Below are 3,068 nucleotides of genomic sequence, written 5' to 3' on the forward strand. Positions count from 1 at the left end.
GAGACAGACTCGTTATAGGGTCAAGCGAACAAGTGCATGTGGTGGATGCCTTGGCGATCACAGGCGATGAAGGACGCGGTAGCCTGCGAAAAGCTACGGGGAGCTGGCAAACGAGCTTTGATCCGTAGATGTCCGAATGGGGAAACCCACTCCTTTTGGAGTATCCATGGCTGAATACATAGGCCATGCGAAGCGAACGCGGTGAACTGAAACATCTAAGTAACCGCAGGAAAAGAAATCAACCGAGATTCCCAAAGTAGTGGCGAGCGAAATGGGATGAGCCTTGCACTCTTTATTTGTATTGTTAGCCGAACGCTCTGGAAAGTGCGGCCATAGCAGGTGATAGCCCTGTAGGCGAAAACAGTATGAAAGAACTAGGTGTGCGACAAGTAGGGCGGGACACGTGAAATCCTGTCTGAAGATGGGGGGACCATCCTCCAAGGCTAAATACTCGTGATCGACCGATAGTGAACCAGTACCGTGAGGGAAAGGCGAAAAGAACCCCGGGAGGGGAGTGAAATAGATCCTGAAACCGCATGCATACAAACAGTCGGAGCCTCGTAAGGGGTGACGGCGTACCTTTTGTATAATGGGTCAGCGACTTACGTTCAGTAGCAAGCTTAACCGTATAGGGCAGGCGTAGCGAAAGCGAGTCCGAATAGGGCGTTCAGTTGCTGGGCGTAGACCCGAAACCAGGTGATCTATCCATGGCCAGGATGAAGGTGCGGTAACACGTACTGGAGGTCCGAACCCACTAACGTTGAAAAGTTAGGGGATGAGCTGTGGATAGGGGTGAAAGGCTAAACAAACCTGGAAATAGCTGGTTCTCTCCGAAAACTATTTAGGTAGTGCCTCGTGTCTCACCTTCGGGGGTAGAGCACTGTCATGGTTGGGGGGTCTATTGCAGATTACCCCGCCATAGCAAACTCCGAATACCGAAGAGTGCAATCACGGGAGACAGACATCGGGTGCTAACGTCCGGTGTCAAGAGGGAAACAACCCAGACCGCCAGCTAAGGTCCCCAAATATAGCTAAGTGGGAAACGAAGTGGGAAGGCTAAAACAGTCAGGAGGTTGGCTTAGAAGCAGCCACCCTTTAAAGAAAGCGTAATAGCTCACTGATCGAGTCGTCCTGCGCGGAAGATGTAACGGGGCTAAGCTATATACCGAAGCTGCGGATGCGTGCTTAGCACGCATGGTAGGAGAGCGTTCCGTAAGCCTGCGAAGGTGCCTTGTAAAGGGTGCTGGAGGTATCGGAAGTGCGAATGCTGACATGAGTAGCGATAAAGGGGGTGAAAGGCCCCCTCGCCGTAAGCCCAAGGTTTCCTACGCAACGTTCATCGGCGTAGGGTGAGTCGGCCCCTAAGGCGAGGCAGAAATGCGTAGCTGATGGGAAGCAGGTCAATATTCCTGCACCATTGTTAGATGCGATGGGGGGACGGATCGCGGAAGGTTGTCCGGGTGTTGGAAGTCCCGGTCGCTGCATTGGAGAAGGCGCTTAGGCAAATCCGGGCGCAGGATTCAAGGGTGTGGCGCGAGCTCCTTCGGGAGCGAAGCAATTGGAAGTGGTTCCAAGAAAAGCCTCTAAGCTTCAGTCTAACGATGACCGTACCGCAAACCGACACAGGTGGGCGAGATGAGTATTCTAAGGCGCTTGAGAGAACTCGGGAGAAGGAACTCGGCAAATTGGTACCGTAACTTCGGGATAAGGTACGCCCTTGTAGCTTGACTGGCCTGCGCCAGGAGGGTGAAGGGGTTGCAATAAACTGGTGGCTGCGACTGTTTAATAAAAACACAGCACTCTGCAAACACGAAAGTGGACGTATAGGGTGTGACGCCTGCCCGGTGCCGGAAGATTAAATGATGGGGTGCAAGCTCTTGATTGAAGTCCCGGTAAACGGCGGCCGTAACTATAACGGTCCTAAGGTAGCGAAATTCCTTGTCGGGTAAGTTCCGACCTGCACGAATGGCGTAACGATGGCCACACTGTCTCCTCCCGAGACTCAGCGAAGTTGAAGTGTTTGTGATGATGCAATCTACCCGCGGCTAGACGGAAAGACCCCATGAACCTTTACTGTAGCTTTGCATTGGACTTTGAACCGATCTGTGTAGGATAGGTGGGAGGCTATGAAGCCGGAACGCTAGTTTCGGTGGAGCCGTCCTTGAAATACCACCCTGGTTTGTTTGAGGTTCTAACCTTGGCCCGTGATCCGGGTCGGGGACAGTGCATGGTAGGCAGTTTGACTGGGGCGGTCTCCTCCCAAAGCGTAACGGAGGAGTACGAAGGTACGCTAGGTACGGTCGGAAATCGTGCTGATAGTGCAATGGCATAAGCGTGCTTAACTGCGAGACCGACAAGTCGAGCAGGTGCGAAAGCAGGTCATAGTGATCCGGTGGTTCTGTATGGAAGGGCCATCGCTCAACGGATAAAAGGTACTCTGGGGATAACAGGCTGATACCGCCCAAGAGTTCATATCGACGGCGGTGTTTGGCACCTCGATGTCGGCTCATCTCATCCTGGGGCTGTAGCCGGTCCCAAGGGTATGGCTGTTCGCCATTTAAAGAGGTACGTGAGCTGGGTTTAAAACGTCGTGAGACAGTTTGGTCCCTATCTGCCGTGGGCGTTGGATATTTGAAGGGGGCTGCTCCTAGTACGAGAGGACCGGAGTGGACGAACCTCTGGTGTACCGGTTGTCACGCCAGTGGCATCGCCGGGTAGCTATGTTCGGAAGAGATAACCGCTGAAAGCATCTAAGCGGGAAACTCGCCTTAAGATGAGATATCCCTGGGGACTAGATCCCCTTGAAGGGTCGTTCGAGACCAGGACGTTGATAGGTCAGGTGTGTAAGCGCAGTAATGCGTTCAGCTAACTGATACTAATTGCCCGTAAGGCTTGATCCTATAACAAGTCTGTTTCGACAGTCGTTAGCGCTTCAGCGCTTACGAATGTCGAACGTCGAGTGCAAAGCACTCGACGTACTGCGGTTGAAGTGCCGCGTACGTGTGAGATACAGCTCACAACCTAATTACTGCTTCTTCCCAGATTGGTTCTGTTGGCCATGCCAGCAG

General features: G+C 52.9%; 1 rRNA gene. It reads left to right on the forward strand.

From position 1 onward, the window contains the following. Positions 1-18: 18 nt before the first annotated feature. Positions 19-2,900, forward strand: a 23S ribosomal RNA gene (locus tag ACV22V_RS32235). Positions 2,901-3,068: the final 168 nt, after the last annotated feature.

The organism is Burkholderia sp. AW33-5 (genome assembly GCF_053427615.1).